The sequence below is a fragment of the Kitasatospora sp. NPDC057512 genome, assembly GCF_042802135.1.
Classification (GTDB): Bacteria; Actinomycetota; Actinomycetes; order Streptomycetales; family Streptomycetaceae; genus Kitasatospora.
In genome coordinates this window covers 1-17954 of sequence record NZ_JBHVET010000081.1, presented here as the reverse complement: position 1 = coordinate 17954, position 17954 = coordinate 1, and the positions used below count along the sequence as shown (strand labels likewise).

Annotated in this window: 16 protein-coding genes; 13 read left to right on the top strand and 3 right to left on the bottom strand. The window is 74.5% G+C overall.

Annotation, left to right across the window (positions count from 1 at the left end):
- Positions 1-41: 41 nt before the first annotated feature.
- Entirely contained in the window at positions 42-527 is a 486-nt protein-coding gene (locus ACFU6K_RS08560) for a cysteine/serine endopeptidase inhibitor (protein ID WP_380661716.1), read from the bottom strand.
- A 260-nt stretch (positions 528-787) separates the two neighbouring features.
- Here ACFU6K_RS08560 and ACFU6K_RS08555 point away from each other — a divergent pair, with 260 nt between their 5' ends.
- The 10 genes from ACFU6K_RS08555 to ACFU6K_RS08510 all read left to right on the top strand — a co-directional run bounded on the left by ACFU6K_RS08555 (position 788) and on the right by ACFU6K_RS08510 (position 12633).
- A complete protein-coding gene (locus ACFU6K_RS08555) occupies positions 788-979 on the top strand; it encodes a hypothetical protein (protein ID WP_380661715.1) in 192 nt (63 codons plus the stop codon).
- A gap of 553 nt (positions 980-1532) precedes the next feature.
- Positions 1533-2534, top strand: coding sequence for a TauD/TfdA dioxygenase family protein (locus ACFU6K_RS08550; RefSeq protein WP_380661714.1), 1002 nt, complete (start codon positions 1533-1535; stop codon positions 2532-2534).
- A gap of 38 nt (positions 2535-2572) precedes the next feature.
- On the top strand, positions 2573-3811 hold the full coding sequence (locus ACFU6K_RS08545; protein ID WP_380661713.1) for an ROK family protein: 1239 nt from the start codon (positions 2573-2575) through the stop codon (positions 3809-3811).
- Between the two features lie 54 nt (positions 3812-3865).
- Positions 3866-5452 carry an ABC transporter substrate-binding protein gene (locus ACFU6K_RS08540; protein ID WP_380661712.1) on the top strand — a complete coding sequence of 529 codons (1587 nt, stop codon included), beginning with the start codon at positions 3866-3868 and terminating at the stop codon, positions 5450-5452.
- A gap of 20 nt (positions 5453-5472) precedes the next feature.
- Positions 5473-6417, top strand: a complete 945-nt coding sequence (locus tag ACFU6K_RS08535) for an ABC transporter permease (RefSeq protein ID WP_380661711.1) — start codon at positions 5473-5475, stop codon at positions 6415-6417.
- Between the two features lie 4 nt (positions 6418-6421).
- The gene (locus ACFU6K_RS08530) at positions 6422-7270 is read left to right on the top strand and encodes an ABC transporter permease (RefSeq protein WP_380661710.1); all 849 of its coding nucleotides are present in this window, start codon (positions 6422-6424) and stop codon (positions 7268-7270) included.
- A complete protein-coding gene (locus ACFU6K_RS08525) occupies positions 7267-8940 on the top strand; it encodes an ABC transporter ATP-binding protein (RefSeq protein WP_380661709.1) in 1674 nt (557 codons plus the stop codon). Before ACFU6K_RS08530 ends, ACFU6K_RS08525 begins: the two co-directional genes overlap by 4 nt.
- 46 nt (positions 8941-8986) lie before the next feature.
- Entirely contained in the window at positions 8987-11389 is a 2403-nt protein-coding gene (locus ACFU6K_RS08520) for an arylsulfatase (RefSeq protein ID WP_380661708.1), read from the top strand.
- A gap of 141 nt (positions 11390-11530) precedes the next feature.
- Positions 11531-12184: a 4'-phosphopantetheinyl transferase gene (locus ACFU6K_RS08515; protein ID WP_380661707.1), complete on the top strand. Its 654-nt coding sequence runs from the start codon at positions 11531-11533 to the stop codon at positions 12182-12184.
- Positions 12185-12249: 65 nt separating this feature from the next.
- Positions 12250-12633 (top strand): barstar family protein, encoded by a 384-nt coding sequence (locus tag ACFU6K_RS08510; RefSeq protein WP_380661706.1) that lies wholly within the window; start codon positions 12250-12252, stop codon positions 12631-12633.
- Between the two features lie 51 nt (positions 12634-12684).
- Here ACFU6K_RS08510 and ACFU6K_RS08505 read toward each other — a convergent pair whose 3' ends face one another.
- Positions 12685-13635 carry a polysaccharide deacetylase family protein gene (locus ACFU6K_RS08505; RefSeq protein WP_380661705.1) on the bottom strand — a complete coding sequence of 317 codons (951 nt, stop codon included), beginning with the start codon at positions 13633-13635 and terminating at the stop codon, positions 12685-12687.
- Positions 13636-13878: 243 nt separating this feature from the next.
- Between ACFU6K_RS08505 and ACFU6K_RS08500 the strand changes: the two genes are divergently transcribed.
- Together ACFU6K_RS08500 and ACFU6K_RS08495 are read left to right on the top strand one after the other, a co-directional pair.
- The gene (locus ACFU6K_RS08500) at positions 13879-15522 is read left to right on the top strand and encodes a CehA/McbA family metallohydrolase (RefSeq protein ID WP_380661704.1); all 1644 of its coding nucleotides are present in this window, start codon (positions 13879-13881) and stop codon (positions 15520-15522) included.
- A 220-nt stretch (positions 15523-15742) separates the two neighbouring features.
- The gene (locus tag ACFU6K_RS08495) at positions 15743-16246 is read left to right on the top strand and encodes an ATP-binding protein (RefSeq protein WP_380661702.1); all 504 of its coding nucleotides are present in this window, start codon (positions 15743-15745) and stop codon (positions 16244-16246) included.
- A 17-nt stretch (positions 16247-16263) separates the two neighbouring features.
- On the opposite strand, the gene ACFU6K_RS08490 is transcribed toward ACFU6K_RS08495, so the two are convergent.
- Entirely contained in the window at positions 16264-16722 is a 459-nt protein-coding gene (locus ACFU6K_RS08490) for a DinB family protein (protein ID WP_380661717.1), read from the bottom strand.
- Between the two features lie 299 nt (positions 16723-17021).
- Between ACFU6K_RS08490 and ACFU6K_RS08485 the strand changes: the two genes are divergently transcribed.
- Positions 17022-17897, top strand: coding sequence for a class I SAM-dependent methyltransferase (locus ACFU6K_RS08485; RefSeq protein WP_380661701.1), 876 nt, complete (start codon positions 17022-17024; stop codon positions 17895-17897).
- Positions 17898-17954: the final 57 nt, after the last annotated feature.

Below are 17954 nucleotides of genomic sequence, written 5' to 3'. Positions count from 1 at the left end.
GTCATGCCGCGGGGGCGGGCACGGCCGTCGGGGAGGCCGGCTCAGCCGATGGTGGAGCCGGTGATCGGGGCGGACAGCTCGACGGTCTCGCCCTTGAGCCCGGTCTTGACGAACTGCCAGCTCAGGCCGGTGATGACGCCCTTGTCCAGCGGGGCCAGCTTGGCGAAGGCGGGCTGGCTGAGGTCGATGTGGGTGGAGTCGCAGGAGGGACACTGGTCCTTCACCGGGACGGTGACGGTCTTGCCCTGGTAGGTCACCTTGACCGAAATGCCCTTGCAGACCGGGTCGTTGTTCGGGTTGGCGGTGGTCCACCAGGTGTGCGAGACGGCGACCAGCATCTGGGTGGAGGCGTTGATCTGGGTGCCGCAGGCGCCGTAGCCGGCGTCGGTGTAGTAGGTCGCCTTGCCGGTCATGGGCTTGTTGATCGGTATCGCCGCGCTGGCGGAGCCGGCCGTGAGGGCGATCAGGGCGGCTGCGGCGAGCGGGGCGCCCGCGAGGATCCTGAGGTTCTTGCCGATGGCGCGCATGGTTCGTTCCCTCCGGTTGCGATGAAGGTCATGAGCATGACAGGCAGAAGTCGGCACATTCGCACGGAAATTCACCGACCGAACGCCTCTGTGGAGGAAACGTATGCGCCCGACCGCAAGGTGGTCCAGACCTCCACGCTGTTGGCATGAACACAAGGCAAGCATCTTTACCAATGCGGCCGAAGGGGCGAAGATGCGTGACCGCCCTGCCACGGAGGGTGTTGACAGACCGTCACCCGAGCCCCCGGAGGCCCCCTCAGATGCGCACCACGCTCGTCGCCCTGCTCCTCGGCAGCGTCCTGCTCCCGACCACCGCCCCCGTCACCGCCGGCGCCGCGCCGCGCGAGGTGAACCAGGGCTACAGCATCCCGGTCGCCGGCGTGACCGACCTCGGCGCGCTGCCCGTCCTCGCCAGTCTCGGACTGGACTTCGCCCGGCTGCTCGGGCAGTAACGACCACACCGCCGTCACCGAACGTCACAGCCGCACCGACATCCGGGCAGGCGTCGGCCCCGAGGCGGGAATCGCCCGCGCCGGCCCGGATTACTTCCGCTCCGAAAATTAGTAACCCCGCCCCCGGGCCACAAGCCCGAACGCCCGCCCGCAGCGCTCCCGCCATCCCCCCGTCATCCGCCGCAACACCCGGCAAGCGGCCGCAAGCCGCCGCAACGAAGCGGCAACACCCGCTCCCACCAGCCAAGATGACGATTGACAGGGGCCCGGGCGGTTCAGCACGATGAGGCCCGAGCCCATCCGCAGCGACCAGGAAGGAGGGCCGATGGCCACCGTCGTCCGCCCCGTCCCCCGCCGCTGCCCGCGCCGCTGTTGTCGCGGCGCCCTCGCCCGCTGACCGTCCGCCGAACCGGACCGTCACGCCCGTACGCCGTCCGCCCGCCGTGCGGAGCCGTGCGCCCAGCGTCGTCTGACGCCGCTCCGCTCGCCCGCCGTCCGTCACACGGCGTAGCCGTACTCGCCGTCACCACACCCATCCCGAAAGGGCCCCGCCATGACCACCGCCCCCGCCTCCCCCGCCACCCCCGCCGAATCGACCACCGCCGACGCCACCGCCGCGACCCCACTCCGCCTCACCCCCGTCGCCGGCCGGATCGGCGCGCTCGTGCACGACATACGCCTCGGCGGCGACCTCCCCGCCGGGACCGTCGCCGCCCTGGAGGCCGCCCTGTACGAGCACAAGGTGCTCTTCTTCCGCGGCCAGCAGCACCTGGACGACGCCGGGCAGGAGGCCTTCGCCCGGCTGCTCGGGCAGCCGGTCGGCCACCCCACCGTGCCCAGCGCGGACGGCCGCTACATCTTCGAGCTGGACGCCACCAAGGGCGTGCGCGCCAACAACTGGCACACCGACGTCACCTTCGTCCCGTCCTACCCCAAGGCCTCGATCCTGCGCTCCCTGGAGGTCCCGCCGGCCGGCGGCAGCACCGTCTGGGCCAACACCGCGGCCGCCTACCGGGACCTGCCCGCCCCGCTGAAGGCGCTCGCCGAGAGCCTGCGCGCCGTCCACACCAACGACTACGACTACGCCGCCCGGCTCGCCCTGCGCCCCGAGCTGGCGGACAACGCCGAGGTCGCCAGGCTGTTCCGGGACGTGTTCGTCTCCACCGCCTTCAAGACCGAGCACCCGGTGGTCCGGGTCCACCCGGTGACCGGTGAGCGGACCCTGCTGCTGGGCGCCTTCGCCCAGCGCGTCCAGGGCGTCTCGGGCGACGACAGCAAGGCGCTGATCGACCTCTTCCAGCGCTACGTGGAGCGACTGGAGAACACCGTCCGCTGGGACTGGCAGGTCGGCGACGTGGCGATCTGGGACAACCGCGCCACCCAGCACTACGCCGTCGCCGACTACGGCGACGAGCCGCGCCTGGTGCGCCGGATCACCCTGGACGGCGACCTGCCGGTCGGCGTGGACGGCACCCCGAGCCGGCTGCTGGAGCCCGCCGACCCGCCGCGCGTGCCGGGCCTGGTGCCCGCCGAGGAGCTCGAAGCGGCCAACTGACCGGGGCCGCGAAGGACTACGGCAGCGGATCCGCGCCCATGACCACGTCCACCGCCCCCCGCGCCGGCGACGACCGCCGGGACGCCAACGCCTCCGCCGTCCTGCGCACGGTGCTCGACCACGGGCCGATCGCCCGCAGCCGGGTCGCCGCGCTCACCGGGCTCAGCGCCTCGGCCGTCTCCCGACAGGCGGTGGACCTGGTCCGGCTCGGACTCCTGCACGAGCGGCCCGAGTTGGCGGCCGCCGGGGCCGGCACCCTGGGCCGCCCGCAGCTGCCGCTCGACCTCGACCCGGACCGCCTCGCCGTGGCCGGGCTGCACATCGGCCTGCCGTTCACCACCGTCGCGCTGCTCGACCTGCGCGGCCGGGTGCTGCGGCGCAAGGAGGTCCCGCACCGCGGCCGGACCGGCCCTGACCTGCTGCGGCCGCTGCTGGCCCGGCTGCCCCGGCTGATCGACACCCTGCGCGGGGACCGTACGGTGGTCGGTCTCGGCGCCGTCACCGGCGGCTCGGTCGATCCGGGGTCCGGGGTGATCGTCCGTCACGATCCGTTGCGGTGGCGGGACCTGCCGCTGCGCGAGCTGCTGGCGGACGCCACCGGACTGCCCGTCCAGGTGGACAACCACGCCCGGGCGCTCACCCTGGCGGAGATCCTCTTCGGCCACCCGGCGGCCCGCCGCAGCATGGTGCAGCTGTTCGTCGGCCACGTGGTGGACGCGGCGCTGGCGGTCGCGGGCACCGTCCACCTGGGCCCGCCCTCGGCCACCGGCGACCTCGGCCACCTCCCGGTCTCCGGGACGGTCACCGACCCGGACGCGGACAGCCGGGAGCGCTGCCACTGCGGGCGGCTCGGCTGTCTCTCGGTGGCCGCCTCGGACACCGCGCTGTTCGCGGCGGCCACCGCCGAGGGGGTCACTGCCGGCCCGGACCGGGCCCAGCTGATCGCCGCCGTCCGGCGCGGCGACCCCACGGCCGACCGGCTGGTCCGCAACCGGTCCCGGCTCGTCGGCCGCGCGCTCGCCCTGCTCGCCGACGTGGTCAACCCGGACCTGGTGGTACTGACCGAGACCTTCGCCCTCCTCGACCCGGCCCAGCTCGACGTCGTCCGGGCCGAGTTCGCGCTCCGCTCGCACCTGCACCGGGACGCCGGCCTGCTGATCGCCCAGCAGCGCGGCCGGGACGTGCTCGCCGTGGCCGCCGGAGCGCCGGTGCTCGGCGAGCTGTACGCCCGGCCGGTCCACGCGCTCACCGCCCCCCGCGCCGCCCGCCGCCCGTAACCGCCCCCGTTCACCCGCAACCACCCCGATCGCCCGCCGCCCCGAAGGACCGCCATGACCGCGCTCCCCCGTCCCCCCGCCCCGAGCCGCCGGGCCCTGCTGCGCGCGGGCCTCGCCGGCGCCGGACTGCTGACGCTCGCGGGCTGCCGCTCGGCCGTCGAGCACGCCCGGAGCGCGGCCGATGCCGTGGACGCCGACTCCCCGCGCCGGGGCGGCGTGCTGACCGTCGCGACCGGCATCGACATCACCCCGAGCCTGCTCTTCGCCGTGAGCGCCAACACCCTCGTCCAGCGCCTCGCCTTCAACACCCTCACCCGGTACGACGACCGGCTCCGGCCGCAGCCCGAGCTCGCCACCGCCTGGGAGGTCTCACCGGACGGCCTGGGCGTCACCCTCAAGCTGCGCGAGGACGTGCTGTTCCACAGCGGCCGCCGGTTCACCGCCGACGACGTCGTCTTCGCCGTCAGAAATCTCCAGAACCCGGCCCGGTCCGCCCAGTTGAGGTCCACCGCCGCCGCCGTCACCGACTTCCGCAAGAACGGCGACTTCGAGCTGACCCTGGTGCTCGCCCACCCGGTGAGCAACCTCTTCGACCTCTTCGAATTCATGATCGTCCCGGACCGGGAGAGCATCGAGGACGCCGTCACCGGCACCCGGCTGATCGGCACCGGCCCGTTCGCCCTCACCGGGCGCAAGCCCGGCTCCTCGCTCTCCTTCGCCCGCAACGAGCACTACTGGAACCCCGGCCGCCCCCACCTCGACGGCGTGGAGATCCGGATCATCCCGCAGGCGGAGTCGCTGCTGTCCTCGCTCAGGACCGGCCAGACCCACCTGTCCTACAACGTCCGCGGCAAGGACGCCGCGACCCTGGTCGACGACCCGCGGTTCCGGATCAGGCAGTACGACACCGGCTCCGGCGCCTACTACATCGGCGTGGACGTCACCGCCGAGCACGTCCGCGACAAACGCGTCCGCCAGGCCATCGCCTGGGCCGTCGACCGCGACCGGCTCGTCCGGCAGGCCCTCGGCGGCTACGGCACCGTCTCCTCGGTGCCCTGGCCCAAGTCCTCCCCGGCCTACACCGAGGCCGGCGCCACCCACTACCGGCACGACCCGGAGCGGGCCCGGGCACTGCTCCGGGAGGCGGGCGCCGAGCACATCACCCTGCCCTTCGCCCACTCCAACGAGGCCGGGCCGACCGCCGTCGCACAGATCCTCCAGTACGACCTCCGGCAGGTCGGCATCGAGACGGTGCTCCAGCCCGCCGACTCGCCGACCATGCAGAAGCAGCTGATCTCCCAGTCCATGCCCGCCCTGTGGACGCTCAGCCACGGCTTCGCCCAACTCCAGCCGGCGACCCTCGCGGTGAGCGCCTACCCCTTCAACGAGGCCAGGAACAGCTCCCGTTTCGCCTCCCCCGCCTACACCGACGTGGTGCAGCGGGCCTGGAACCGCAGCGACAGCGACAGCCCCGAGGCCAGGGCGCTCCACCAGCAGATCACCGACGTGCTGCTGGACGAGGAGTTCGTGATCGACCTCGCCATCGCCGGACTGGTCGAGGTCGCGGGCCGCCGGGCCCGGGGCGTCACGCTCAACAAGTTCGGCTACCTCAACCTCGACGACGCCTACCTCACGGCCTGAGCAGGACGGCCCCCCAACCCATGCGCACCTTCCTCCTGAAACGCCTCCCCAGCGGACTGCTCGTCCTCGCCCTCGCCTCCTTCCTGGTCTTCCTCATCCTCCGGCTGATCCCCGGCGACCCGGCCACCACACTCGCCGGACCGGACGCCGCCCCCGCCACCGTCGCCGCCATCCGCGCCCGACTGGGGCTCGACCAGCCGCTGTTCGGCCAGTACGCGAGCTGGCTCGGCCACCTGCTGAGCGGCGACCTCGGGCCGAGCTACGCGATCGGCGGCCAGGTCTCCGACCTGATCGGCAACGGCCTCGGCGCCACCGTCCAACTCACCCTCGGCGCACTGCTGCTGGTGGTGCTGATCGCGCTGCCGCTGGCCGTGGTCGGCGCCACCACCAGGCGCGGCCCGGTCGCCGCCGCCGTCCAGGCGGTCACCACCGGCGTGCTGGCGGTCCCGCCGTTCGTCACCGGCGTCCTGCTGGTCCTGGTCTTCGCCGTCTCCTTCGAACTGCTCCCGGCCGGCGGGCACGAATCCCTGCTCGCCGAACCCGACCTGGCCGTCCAGTACCTGGCGATGCCCGCGCTCTGCCTGGCCCTGCCCAGCGCCGCCGTACTGGCCCGCTACCTCAAGGACGGCATCGAACGCGCCCTCGCCGAGGACTACGTCCGCACCGCGACCGCGCTCGGCGTCACCCGGCGGCGGATCGTCTGGCGGCACGCCCTGCCCAACGCGCTGCCCTCCGCCGTCACCGTCCTCGGCCTCCAGATCGGCCACCTCGTCGCCGGGGCCGTCCTGGTGGAGCGGATCTTCGCCTGGCCGGGCCTCGGCCAGCTGATCGAGCAGGGCGTGCTGCGCCGCGACTACCCGCTGGTGCAGGACCTGCTGCTGCTCGTGGTCGCGGTCTACGTGGCCGTCCAACTGCTCACCGACCTGGCCTACACCTGGCTCGACCCCCGGATCCGCTGGGAGTGACCCGATGACCACCGCCGCCCTTCCCCTCAAGTCCGCCGCGCCGCGCGGCCGTTACCGCTCCGCCCTGCTCAGCCCGCGCGGCCTGACCGGCCTCGTCCTGGTCGGCGCCGTCGCCCTGGCCGGGCTGTTCGCACCGCTGCTCACCGGCACCGACCCGAACACCCAGAGCGCGCTCGCCCTGGCCGGCCCCAGCGCCGCGCACCCCTTCGGCACCGACGACCTCGGCCGCGACCTGTACAGCCGGGTGCTGCACGGCATCGGCACCGACCTCGCGCTGATCGTCACCGCCGTCCCGGTCGGCGCCCTGCTCGGCTGCTCCGCCGCCCTGCTCGCGGCCGCCTCCCGGTGGGCCGACCTCGCCGTCCAGCGCGCCTTCGACCTGCTGCTCGCCTTCCCCGGACTGATCCTCGCACTGGCCGTCACCGCCGTCCTCGGCCCGGGCCGCTGGCCGGTGGTGATCGTCATCGCGCTGGCCGAGATCCCCGGCTACGGACGGCAGTTGCGGGCCGGCATCCTGGTCCAGCGGGAACGCGAGTACGCCCTTGCGGCCAGGGTCGGCGGCGCCTCCCGGGCCCGGGTGCTGCTGCGGCACGTGCTGCCCAACGCCGTCGACCCGCTGATCGTGCAGACCGCCGTGGCGCTCTCGCTCGGCGTGTTCATCGAGGGCGCGATGAGCTTCCTCGGCCTCGGGGTCCGCCCGCCGGAGCCCACCCTGGGCAGCATCCTCAGCCAGTCCGTCGCCTACCTGGCCACCCACCCGACCTTCGCGGCCGCCCCGCTGGCCGCCACCACCGCGCTGGTGCTCGGCTTCACGCTGATCGCCGAGGCCCTGAACCGGGGGATCCGCCGATGACCACCGTGCTCCGCGTCACCGACCTCACCGTACGGTTCGGCGATGCCGACTCCCCAGGCGCCGCGCCCGACTCCCCGGGCACCGCGCCCGGCTCCCCCGGCACCGCGTCCGGTTCGCAGGGCGCCGCCGCCGTCGACGGCGTCTCCTTCGACCTCGAAGCCGGCGACACCCTGGGCATCGTCGGCGAGTCCGGCTCCGGCAAGTCCACCACCGCGCTGGCGCTGCTGCGGATGCTGCCGCCCGGCGGCCGGATCACCGCCGGCTCGGTCGAACTCGCCGGGCAGGACCTCGCCGCCCTCCCCGAGACCGCGCTGCGCGCCCTGCGCGGGCGACGGATCGCCATGGTCTTCCAGGACCCGATGTCCTCGCTCAACCCCGTGCTCACCGTCGGCCGCCAGCTGGACGAGGCGCTGCGCGCCCACGGCGGCACCCTCCGGAAGGCCGAACGGCAGGCCCGCGCCGCCGAGTTGCTCGACCTGGTCGGCATCCCCGACGCCGCCGGACGGCTGCGCGACCACCCGCACCGGTTCTCCGGCGGCCAGCGCCAGCGCGTCATGATCGCCCTCGCACTCGCCCACGACGCCGAGGTGCTGGTCGCCGACGAACCGACCACCGCCCTCGACCCCACCGTCCAGCAGCAGATCCTGCGGCTGCTGGCCCGGATCAACCGGGAGACCGGCACCGCCCTGGTGGTGATCAGCCACGACCTCGGGGTGATCGCCCGGACCTGCCGCCGGCTGCTGGTCATGCGGCACGGCCGGGTGGTCGAGCACGGCACCACCGCCGAGGTCCTCGCCCGGCCCGAACACCCCTACACCCGCGAGCTGCTGGCCGCCGTACCGCGCCTGGAGGAGCCCTCCCGGGCGGCCGCCAACAGCACCCCGGGCACCCGGCCGCTGCTCACCGTCCGCGGCCTGACCAAGACGTACGGCTCCCGGCGGCGCGCCGTCACCGCGCTGCACGGCGTCGACCTCGACCTGCACCCCGGCGAGACGCTCGGCCTGGTCGGGGAGTCCGGCTCCGGCAAGTCCACCCTGGCCCGCGCCCTGGTCCAGGCGCACCCGCCGTCCGGCGGCAGCATCCGCTTCCCCGGCGAGGAACCGGGCCGCGGGGCACGGCGCGGCGGGCCGCGCCGCGAGGTCCAACTCGTCTTCCAGGACCCGTACTCCTCGCTCAACCCCCGGATGACCGCCGGGCAGATCATCGCCGAGCCGCTGATCGCCCACCGCCTCGGCGACCGGGAGCAGCGCGCCGCCCGGGTCGCCGAACTGCTGGAGCAGGTCGGGCTGGACCCGGCCGTGGCCGACCGCCACCCGCGCGCCTTCTCCGGCGGCCAGCGCCAACGCATCGGCATCGCCCGGGCCCTGGCGCCCGAGCCGAGCGTGCTGGTCTGCGACGAGCCGGTCTCCGCGCTGGACGTCTCGGTCCAGGCCCAGGTGATCGAGCTGCTCGCCCGGCTCCAGCGCGAACTCGGCCTGGCCGTCCTGTTCATCGCCCACGACCTGGCGGTGGTCCGCCGGGTCAGCCATCGGATCGCGGTGATGCACCGCGGCCGGATCGTCGAGACCGGCCCGGCCGACCGGGTCGTCACCGCACCGGAACACCCGTACACCGCCGAGCTGTTGGCCGCCGTTCCGGGCCTGGAGCCCGCCCCGGCAACCGCCCGCTGAGCCGCCCCCGTACCCCGCCCGTCCGAGCCACCCCCCGGAGCACCGCGTGAGCACCGCAGCCGAGCCGAACCCGCAGCCGAATCCTCAGCCCGACCCGCAGCCCGACCCGCACCGCCGCGATCCGTACGCCGGATTCCCCGGCACCGTCGGCCGCACCTTCGCCGAGTCCGTCCCCGCCTGGCCGCGGCGGGTCCGCCCGCGCGAGGGCGCGCCCAACATCGTCGTCGTGCTGATCGACGACATGGGCTACAGCGACATCGGCCCGTTCGGCGCCGAGATCCCCACCCCCACCCTGGACCGCCTCGCCGCCACCGGCGTCCGGCTCGCCAACTACCACACCATGCCGCTCTGCTCCCCCGCCCGGGCGGCCCTGCTCACCGGCCTCAACCCGCACCGGGTCGGCTACTCCTTCGTCGCCAACGCCGACCCGGGCTTCCCCGGCTACGGCATGGAGGTCGCCGGGGACATCCCCACCCTGGCCGAACTGCTGCACGACGCCGGCTACGCCACCTACGCGGTCGGCAAGTGGCACCTCACCCGGGACTCCGCCTCCAACGCCGCCGACGACCGCGCCAACTGGCCGCTCCAGAAGGGCTTCGACCAGTACTACGGCGTCCTGGAGGGCCTGACCAGCCTCTTCCACCCGCACCAACTCGTCCGCGACAACAGCCCGTTGGACATCGACGAGTTCCCCGACGGCTACTACTACACCGACGACATCACCGACCAGGCCGTCAAGATGGTCACCTCGCTGCGCGCCCACGACGCGGACAAGCCCTTCTTCCTCTACCTCGCCCACAACGCCGTGCACGGACCGCTCCAGGCCAAGCCCGAGGACCTCGCCCGCCACCGCGGCCGCTACGACGGCGGCTGGGACGAGCTGCGCCGCACCCGCTTCGCCCGCCAACTGGCCGCCGGCCACTTCCCGCCCGGCACCGAGCTGCCCGAGCGCAACTCCGAGGCCGGGTACGAGGTCGGCCCCTGGGACGAACTCACCGACGTCCAGCAGAAGTTGTACGCCCGCTACATGGAGGTGTACGCGGCGATGGTCGACAACGTCGACCAGAACCTCGGCCGGCTCACCGACACCCTGGCCGCCCTCGGCGAACTCGACAACACCATCATCGTGTTCACCAGCGACAACGGCGGCACCGGCGAGGGCGGCGCCGAGGGCACCCGCAGCTACTTCAGCCGCTTCGTCCACCACCCGAACCTGCCGGCGGACTGGAACCCGGACGTCCGACGCGAGATCGACCTGATCGGCGGCCCGCAGAGCCTGGTGCACTACCCGCGCGGCTGGGGCATGGCCTCCAACACGCCCTTCCGCCTCTACAAGGGCCAGACCTACGCGGGCGGCGTACGCGTCCCCTTCGTGCTCTCCTGGCCGGCCGGCCTGCCCCGCGCCGAGGGCGACACCGGCGTCCGCACCCAGTACCAGTACGTCACCGACATCCTGCCCACCCTGCTCGAACTCGCGGGCGTGGAACGGCCGTCGGAGCGCCGGGGCCATCCGGTCCAGGAGCTCGACGGCACCGGCTTCGCCTCCGTGCTGCGCGACGGCGCCGCGCCCAGCACCCACCACGAGCAGTACTGCGAGATGACCGGCAACCGCAGCTACTACCGCGACGGCTGGAAGCTGGTCACCCTGCACCGCCCGGGCACCCCGTACGACGACGGCGAGTGGGCGCTGTACGACCTGCGCACCGACCCCACCGAGATCCACGACCTCGCCGCCGAACACCCCGGCCTGGTCGAGGAGTTGTCCGCCGCCTGGGAGGCCGCCGCCTGGCGCGACGGGGTCTTCCCGCTCGCCGACGGCAGCGGCGCCCTCGCGCTGCGCGGCCCCGAGGCCGAGCGGCTGCGCCGCCCGGTCACCCTGCTGGCCGGCACCCCCGAACTGGAACGCTACCGCTCCTCCCGGCTGATCGCCTTCCGCTCCTTCACGGTCGAGGTCGCGCTCGACGGCTACCGTCCGGGCGACCAGGGCGTCCTGGTCTCGCACGGCGACCAGGGCGGCGGCTACAGCCTGTACGTCGAGGACGGCCGGCTGCGCCTCGCCTACAACCAGTACGGCGACCTGCTGGAGGCCGACGGGGGCCCGCTGCCGGCCGGCGCCCGGCTGATCACCCTGGAGGCCACCGCGGTCACCGACCTCAGGTGGGAGTTCCGGCTGCTCGTGGACGGCCTGCCGGTGGGCGACACCGGGGACAGCGCTGCGGCCGCCCTGCTCGGCCCGGTCCACCAGCTGATCGGCATGGCCCCGTTCCAGGGCATCAGCGTCGGCATCGACCGTAAGTCCCCGGTCTCCTGGCCGCTGCACGAGCGGCACCGCTCCTTCCGCTACACCGGCGCCCTGCACTCCGTCACCTACCGGCCCGGCGAGCCCGCGCCGTACGACCCGGAGACGGTGGCCCGGGCGCTGCGCGAGGCGGCGGCCGCCTTCGAGTAGCCGGCCCCGGACCGGCCGGTCCGTGCCGATCGGGCCGGGCCGGTCGGCCATGATCCCCGATCACCCGCCAAGATCCCCCCGCCCGGGTTACCCTCGTCCCGCGCGGCAGCCCGGCCGCGCGGCCGACCGAGGGGGGAACGGATGATCGGGGACCTGCTGCCGGACGTCGTGGTGACCGAGGTGGCCTACGAGGACCCGCCGGAGGCCCGGCTGGAGCCCGAGGAGGAGCCCGCCGTCGCCCGCGCCGTCGACAAGCGGCGCCGCGAGTTCACCACCGTCCGGCACTGCGCCCGGGCCGCCCTCGCCCGGCTCGGCGTCCCGTACCGCCCGCTCGTCCCGGGCCTGCGCGGCGCACCGAGCTGGCCGGACGGCGTGGTCGGCAGCCTCACCCACTGCGACGGCTTCCGCGCGGCGGCCGTGGCCCGGGCCGGCACCCTCGCCTCCGTCGGCATCGACGCCGAGCCCGCGCTGCCGCTGCCGGAGGGCGTCCAGGAGGCCGTCGCGCTGCCGGTCGAGCAGCAGCGGCTCGCCAAGCTGGCCGCCGAGCACCCGGACGTCCCGTGGGACCGCATCCTGTTCAGCGCCAAGGAGTCGGTGTACAAGGCCTGGTTCCCGCTGACGCAGGTCTTCCTGGACTTCGACGAGGCCGAGCTGGACCTCTCCCCCGACGGCACCTTCACCGCCCGGCTGCTCGTCCCGGGCCCGGTGGTCAACGGCCGCCGGATCGACGGCTTCGAGGGCCGCTGGGTGGTCCGGGACGGGCTGCTCGCCACCGCGATCGCCGTCGCCCCCTGACCGGCGACCGGCCCCCAGGTCCGTCACCGACCGGCCCTCGATCGGGGCGGCATATCCTCGACCCCGTGACGGTGACCTATGTGATCGACGGCGACGGGATCAAGACCCTGGAGGACTTCTGGGACGTGGTCGGGCGGACCATCGGCGTGGACGGCTACTTCGGCCGCAACCTCGACGCCTTCGCCGACTGCCTGCGCGGCGGCTACGGCACGCCCGAGGACGGCGACTGGGTCATCGAGTGGCGCCACCACGAGGTCTCCCGCCGCAACCTCGGCTACCCGGAGACGGTCCGGCAGCTGGAGCTGCGGCTGGCGCGCGCCCACCCGACCAACCGCGCGCGGATCACCGCCGAGCTGGACGCCGCCCGGGCGGGCAGGGGGCCGACGGTCTTCGACTGGCTGGTCCGGATCATCGAGGAGGAGCACCCGGGCGGCCTGCGCCTGGCCTGACCGCGCTTCACCTGGCCCGACCGCCCCGGGGCCCCACCTCCGGACATCCGGCTACAGCACGTCCGAGAGCCGGACGAAGCGCCGCCCCGCCGCCAGCAGCCCCGGCACCGCCGCCGCCACCCCGGGGGCGGTGCCGCCGCCCGGGCGGTTCATGTGCCCGATCACGATCGCGCCCGGCGGGGCGGCGGCGACCTCCCGCCGCACCTCGGCGGACCGGAGCGTCGCCCCGTCGTCCCCGTTGACGGTGAATCCGGCCACCCGCTGGCCCAGATCGGCGACCACCCGGGCGGCGACGTCGTCGTAGTGCGCGGTGCCGGAGCGGAAGAACCGGGGCGGGTGCCCGAGCAGCCCGGCGAGCTTCTCGGCGTTGCCCGCCACCTCGTCGTACACCTCGCCGACGCCGCGCGTGCCGGCGATGCCGTAGGCGGAACGGCCGGTCACCGAGAGCGGACGGTGGACGGTGCCGTGGTTGCCGATCTCGAACAGCGGGTCGGCGGCCAGCAGCTCGAACTCGTCCGGGTTGGCGTCGATCCAGCGGGCGTTCAGGAAGAGCGTGGCCGGCACCCCGTGCGCCCGCAGGGCGTCGATCAGGTCGGCGTCGTAGCCGCTGCCGCCGGGGCCGCCGCAGGCGTCGAAGGTGAGCGCCATGGCGCTCTCGCCCTCCGGCAGCTCGGTGATCACCCCGGACACGTCCAGCCCCCACTCGCCCGGGGCCAGCGCGCCGTACCGCTCGACCGCCTCGGCCCGGGTCGCCGTGCGCGGGGGCTGCTTCGCGGGGTCCGGCGAGGGCGTCGGCGTCGGCGCGGGTGTCGGCGCGACGGCCTCGGTGGGCCCGCCCGACGGCGTCGCGGACGGCGCGGCGGACGGCGCGGCGGACGGTTCGGCGGACGGTGGCGCCGAGGCCGACGCCGAGGCCGGACCGGTGCCCGCCGTCCTGCTCCGGCACCCCGCCAGCGCTCCTCCGGCCACCCCCATGAGCAGCGCCCGCCGACTCACCGACACGCCCGTCTCCCATCCGCGCCTTGTCTCGCACGAGCCATGTCTCGCAGGAACCGATTAAACCGATGACATGACTATCAACCGACCATTCGTCACTCCCCGCAACTCGCCCCCGCCCCCACCCGGCGCCTCTTCACCGGCCCGCCCCACCGCCGTGGGCCACGACTCACCCCCGGTTCACCCGCCCGGGTAAGCACGCGAGCGACCCGCCCGTCCCGACCCGCCCGCCCCGATCCGGAGACCTCGATGCCGACCGAGCCCAGCACCCCGCGCCCGAACCGACCAGCCGACCAACCAGTCGACCAGTCAGCCGACCTGCCGACTCCGCAGCCCGCCCGCCGCGACCTGCTCCGCACCGGCCTCGCCACCGGCGCCGCCACCGCGCTCGGCCTCGCCGCCGCCACCGGCCGGGCGGACGCCGCCCCCGCCGACGGCCCCGCCGCCGGCGCCACACCCCCCGACCGCACCCTCACCCTCACCGGCCACCTGCCCACCGGCTCCCCCGACTTCGTCCACCTCCCGGTCGAGGTGCCCGAGGGCGTGCGCGAGATCGCCGTCTCCTACCGCTACGACAAGCCGCCCGTCCCGGCCGGCACCCCCGGCAACTCCTGCGACATCGGCATCTTCGACGAGCGCGGCACCGACCTCGGCGGCCCCGGCTTCCGCGGCTGGTCCGGCGGCTTCCGCACCGAGTTCAGCCTCTCCCGCGGCGCCGCGACCCCCGGCTACCTCCCCGGCCCGGTCAACCCCGGCACCTGGCACGTGGTCCTCGGCCCCTACCAGGTCGCCCCGCAGGGCCTGGACTACCACGTCGAGGTCACCCTGCGCTTCGGCGCCCCCGGGCCGCGGTTCACCCCGCACTACCCGGCGGAGCGGGCCCGCGGCCGCGGCCGGGCCTGGTACCGGGGCGACTGCCACCTGCACACCGTCCACTCCGACGGGCGGCGCAAGCCCGAGGAGGTGGCCGCCGGGGCCCGCGCGGCCGGACTGGACTTCATCGTCTCCACCGACCACAACACCAGCTCCTCGCACGCCGTCTGGGGCCCGCTGGCCGGCCCCGACCTGCTGATCCTGCCGGGCGAGGAGATCACCACCCGCAACGGCCACTGGCTGGCCCTCGGCCTGGAGCCCGGCCAGTTCGTCGACTGGCGCTACCGCTCGCGCGACGAGGAGTTCCCGCGCTTCGTCCGCCAGGTCCACCGGTCCGGCGGCCTGGTGGTGCCCGCGCACCCGTACTGCCCGTACGTCGCCTGCCAGTGGAAGTTCGGCTACGAGCAGGCCGACGGCGTCGAGGTGTGGAACGGCCCCTGGACGTACGACGACGAGTCGGCGGTGGACACCTGGGACGGCCGGCTCGCCGTCGCCCTGCGCGAGGGCCGCTCCTGGCTGCCCGCCCTGGGCAACAGCGACGCGCACAGCGAGCCGCAGGCCATCGGCTCCCCGCACAACGTCGTGCTGGCCGAGGACCTCACCCGGGACGCGGTCCTCGACGGGCTGCGCGCCGGGCGCAGCTGGCTGGCCGAGTCCTCCGCCGTCACGCTGGACCTCACCGTCACCGGGCACGGCCGCCGGGCCGGCATCGGCGAGGAGCTGACCGTCCCGGCCGACGCCCCGCTGGACGTCCGGCTCACCGTCTCCGGCGTGCCCGGCGGGACGGTCCGCCTGCTCACCGACGAGGGCCAGATGCACCAGGAGTCGCTGCCCGCCGACGGCTCCGGCACCGTGATCTGGCGCACCACCCCCTCGCTCGCCGCCTACGTCCGCGCCGAGGTGCGCCACCCGAAGGCGGACGGCACCCCCGGCAGGGGCAACTCGATGGGCCCGGACCTGCCCTGGGGCCCGATGGCGGCGCTCACCAACCCCATCGTGCTGCGCACCGAAGCGGGCTGACCACTCCCGCGGACCCCGCCGACCGACCACTCCGACCCGCCCAGGAAGCGGGCTGGGGACGACTCGGACCACCCGTTTGGACTAGGTTGATCCCCGAAACGCATCAGTCGTAGGGACGAGGCGGTCGGATGTCCGGATATGGGCCGACCAGCCCCTTCGCACTCCGACCGCCCCGCCCCGGCTACCCGACCGTCCCCGGCCCGCGAAGGGATCAGCAGCTGTGAACCGTACGACCGTAGGTGGGCCGGAGCTCGGGGGCGGCGGGGGCGCCGGGGGCGTCCTCGTCCTCGTCGACCCGACCGGGGCCGGGAACAGCCCGGTCGCGGAGCTGCTCGCCCGGGAACTGAACCCGAGCGTCCACCTGCGGACGGACGACTTCCTGCGGGTCATACGGAGCGGCCAGCTCCCGCCCCACCTGCCCGAGGCCGGGCGCCAGAACGCCACCGCCCTGGCCGCCGCCGCCCAGGCCGCCTTCGCCTACGCCACCCGCGGCTACCAGGTCGTGGTGGAGGCCCCGGCCGCCCCGGCCGCCCTGGACACCTTCCGCCGCGAGAGCCGCGCCACCGGCGCCGCCCTCCACTACGTCGTCCTCCACCCCGGCCCGGCAGCCGAGGACACCGGCCACGCCGCCCACACCCTCGACACCACGGCGCTCAGCCCCGAGGCCGCCACCGGCTCCGTCCTCGCCGCCCTCACCCGCCGCACCCACCTGCTCGGCTGGTAGGCCTCCCTGTCCCGCCCTCAGGCCCCCACCGTGCCGTCGATCGCCTCCCGCAGGAAGTCCGCGTGCCCGTTGTGCCGGGCGTACTCGTGGATCAGGTGGAGCATCACCAACCGCAGCGACACCTCGGCGTCCCACCGGGCCTGGTAGCCGGTGACGTCGAGGGAGTCGGCGGCGAGCTCGATCCGGCGGGAGTGCTCGACCTCGGCCCGCCAGGCGGCGAAGGCCTCGGCTCCGGTGGCGCCGTCGGGGTCGTAGGCGGCCTGGTAGTCACCGTCCTCGGACCAGACCAGCGGCAGCTCCTCGGCGTTGACGACCCGGCGGAACCAGACCCGCTCGACCTCCGCCATGTGCCGGACCAGCCCGAGCAGGCTGAGCGTGGACGGCGGGCTGGAGCGCAGCCGCAGCTGCTCGTCGGTCAGGCCCTCGCACTTCAGGGCGAGGGTCGCCCGGTGGAAGTCGAGGAAGCCGCGCAGCATCTCGCGCTCGCCGCCGGTCAGCGGCGGGGCGGGGCGGTCGTCGGGGACGGTCACGGTGGTCGTTCCTCCTCGCGGTGGTCGGACGTCCCGGCGGTGGTCGGACGTCCCCGCGGACTGTAGCGAACCACCCGGCGGGTCCGACAAGCCTTTTTCCCCGCCTCGATACACCGGCCGACCTCACCCGGTAGCCTCTCCCCGTTCGCGTGGTGGTGCCCCGAGCCCGCTCGGAGCACCACCACGCTCCCCCATCGCTCCCTGGACGCTCCGCCATCACGTACCGTGTTCGGACCACCACAGGTTTGGGTACGTACCTCGGCGCGCCCGACGGCCGGGCGCCCACCGAGCAGGAGACCCAGCGGCCCATGGACCACAACCGCATCCCCCCGACCGTACGCCGGACGTACGGCGTCGACGACCTCAGCACCGCTCCGTCGTTCGCCGGAGGATTCATCAACTTCGGCTACTGGCAAGGGATCGACCTCGCCGACCCGACCCCCGAGGACCGGGTCCGCAGCCAGGAGCAGATGTACCGGCGGGTGCTGCGGGAGTACCCGGAGCCGCGGGAGCGGCTGCGGCTGGCGGAGGTGGGCTGCGGGCGCGGGCTGGGTGCCGCCCTCGCCCTGCGGGAGTTCCGGTTCGCGGCCGTGACGGGTGTGGACATCCACCCCGACCAGATCGAGCGGGCCCGCGCCGTCAACGCGAGAGCCCTGGCGACGTACCCCGATCGGCTGGCGTACACCCTCGGCTCGGCCGACGAACTCCCCTTCTCCGACGGCTATCTGGACGGCGTCTTCTCCGTCGAGGCCGCCCAGCACTTCCGCGAACTGACCGGCTTCGCCCGCGAGTCCGCCCGCGTCCTGCGGCCCGGCGGCCGGCTCGTCGTCGCCACCTTCTTCACCGCCCCCGGCCCCGACGCGGCCGAACGCCTCAAGATCCTCCTCGCCAGCTTCGCCGACGGCCTCGACATCGCCCACCCCCTCGACGACTTCACCACCGCCCTCACCCGCACCGGCTTCACCGACATCACCACCGAGTCCATCGGCGCCGACGTCTGGCCCGGCCTCGACCGCTACCTCGCCGACGCCGTCCCCGCCGCCCACTGGACCCGCCACTTCCTCCCCGCCTGGCGCGACGGCCTCCTCGACTACCACGTCCTCACTGCCATCCGGATCTGACCGGGCGCCGTTCGGCCCCGGGCCGCACGGGCCCGCCCGCGCCGCGCTGTGCGCCGG